Raw genomic sequence first — 2,625 nt, 5'->3', positions numbered from 1 at the left:
TGTAAAACATTAATACCATAAAAACTAAAGAACATACCAACTTCCATTCCCATTGCAGCTGCAGTTGTTCCTAAAATAAATGCAGGCATTACCTTATCAAGTGTTCCGCTTAAAACAATAATACCAACTTTAGTTGTAGCCATTTAATTCTCCTTTACGGAAATATATTTATATATATTATTGTAATACTCTTAATATATCATTGAAAATGACAAATATCATCAGAGTACCTAATATTGCAAAGCCAACATAGGCAAGATATTCTTTTGCTTTTTCTGGCAGTGGTCTTCTTATAATAGATTCAACAAGTAAAAGAGCTATCAAACCACCATCAAGTACTGGTATCGGTAGTAAATTTAAATATCCAAGCTGTAAAGAAATAAAAGCCATAGCAAAAAGATATGTTGCTATTCCAGTTTCAAGAGCCTGCCCTGAAAATTGAGCAATGGCAACTGGTCCTCCAAGTGTTTTTATGGAAACTTCTCCTGTAATAAGTCCTTTAATTACTTTTCCAATAGCTACGGTAAGCTCTAATGTTTTATCTATAGATTTTTCAAAAGCTTCAAAAAAAGAATACTTTACAATGTTTACATCAAATTTTGGGGAAACTCCAATTATGTACTTTTTTAATTTTGAATTATATTTTGGTTTTAAAGTTATAGATAAAACTTTGCCATCACGTTTTATAAGAAGTGTCAGAGCTTCGTTTTTGTTAAATGAAGACATTAAATCAACAAATTCATACCAGCTTCTAACAGGTTTTCCATTTACCGCCAAAATTTTATCCCCTAATTCAAGTCCAGACTTTTCGGCAGGAGTATAAGGCAAAATCTTACCAATCACAGGAGGTATTAAAGGAGCTATCCCTAAACTTTTTTTATTAATATTTTCAGGCACTGCTACCTTTATATTTATATTTTTGCCGTTTCTATTTACAGTAAGTATTACTGTTTTTCCAGCTTTTAAACCTGTTTTTAGAGTAAATTCCTTCCATGTTCTGACAGGCTCGTTATCAACTTCTGTGATTTTGTCAAAAGGCTTAATACCTGCCTTTTCCGCCGGACTTTCCTTTTCTACATAACCAACAACAACTGGTTTTTTCATATAATCTGGCTGTTGAATTCCTATCATATAGGCGACTGCAAAAGCAACCACAGCAAAAATTATATTAAACAATGGACCAGCAAATGCTATAAGCATTTTCTGCCATCGTGGTTTAGAAATAAAAGAACGAGGGTCATTTATATTTTTTTCCGTTTCCCCCTGTATAGGTTCTGTCATAGAATCTTCACCATACATTTTTACATATCCACCAAGAGGAACTAAAGCAACCTGATAAACAGTTTCTTTTCCCTTCCATCTAAAGATTGGTTTTCCAAAACCTATAGAAAAAACTTCAATCTTTACACCAAACATTTTTGCAAAAAGGAAATGACCTAATTCATGTATTGTAATAAGTACTCCCAGCATTATTAAAAAGGCTATAACACTAACCAACTAATTCCTCCAGTTTTTTTTCTGTAGCATCGGCAATATAAAAAATATCATCAATGCTTTTAGGGTTTTTAAATTTAACATTATCAAGAATTTTTTCAATATAATATGGTATATCTAAAAAACTAATCTTTCTTTTTAGAAATTTATCCACTAAAAATTCATCAGCAACAGTTAAGACTATAGGATAATATCCTCCTTTCTTTCCAGCCTCAACTGCAAGTTTCAGCAGTGGAAATTTCTGATAATCTGGCTTATAAAATTCAAACTTACCTATTTTTGTTAAATCCAACTTTTCAATTCCAATTTCTTTCCTTTCTGGATAAAAAAGTGCATAAGATATAGGATATCTCATATCTGTTGGAGAAAGAGCTGCAAATAAGGTACCATCTACAAACTCAATTATACCATGAATAATACTCTGAGGATGTATCACAGCCTGGATTTTATCATAATCTATGTCAAATAGATAGTGGGCTTCAATTATTTCAAGGCCTTTATTCATCAACGTTGCACTATCAACAGTTATCTTTTTTCCCATTTTCCATTTTGGATGTTTTAAAGCTTCTTCTACGCTTACATTTTTTAACTGCTCTTTAGAGTACTTAAAAAAAGGTCCTCCTGAAGAAGTTATTATTATTTTATCTATACTTTTCTTGTTTGCTTTTTCTAAAAGTTGAAATATGGCAGAATGCTCACTATCTATTGGTAAAATTTGACAGTATTTATCTTTTAAAATCTCACCTAAACATATAATTGCTTCTTTATTTGCAGTTGCAAGTTTTTTATTATTCTTTAGTATACAGTATGTTGGGTATATCCCATTTATACCAGAAATTGCATTTATGAAAAGGTCAATATCAAGAGATGAATAAAATTCAATACCATCTTTACCAGTTAAAATCTGTGTGTTCTTTAAAGAAAGATTTCCATTTAAATTTTCAACATATACATAATCAGGTTTAAATTCATCTATCTGCTTTTTTAATTCATCAGAAACTTTGGAGGCAGCCAAAAGTTTTATAGAAAATTCATTTTTAAACTTTCTTATTATATCTAAAGTTTGCCTTCCTACTGAACCTGTTGACCTAAAACTGCGACTTTCTTCAATTACATACCTGCTGACATGAT

At 30.9% G+C, this 2,625-nt stretch carries 3 protein-coding genes; all 3 read right to left on the bottom strand.

Going from position 1 to position 2,625, the window contains the following annotated elements:
• The coding region (locus tag HG1285_RS20525; protein WP_008288530.1) for a DsrE/DsrF/DrsH-like family protein at positions 1-143 on the bottom strand (143 nt) is incomplete at its 3' end.
• A 34-nt stretch (positions 144-177) separates the two neighbouring features.
• Positions 178-1,497, bottom strand: coding sequence for an RIP metalloprotease RseP (gene rseP, locus HG1285_RS04880; RefSeq protein ID WP_008288529.1), 1,320 nt, complete (start codon positions 1,495-1,497; stop codon positions 178-180).
• Positions 1,490-2,545: a 1-deoxy-D-xylulose-5-phosphate reductoisomerase gene (dxr, locus tag HG1285_RS04885; protein ID WP_232219511.1), complete on the bottom strand. Its 1,056-nt coding sequence runs from the start codon at positions 2,543-2,545 to the stop codon at positions 1,490-1,492. The genes rseP and dxr overlap by 8 nt, the downstream gene beginning before the upstream one ends.
• Positions 2,546-2,625 lie beyond the last annotated feature (80 nt).

The sequence above is a fragment of the Hydrogenivirga sp. 128-5-R1-1 genome (assembly GCF_000171895.1).
The sequence above is the reverse complement of the archived record's forward strand: the minus strand, read 5'-3'. Positions and strand labels throughout refer to the sequence as shown.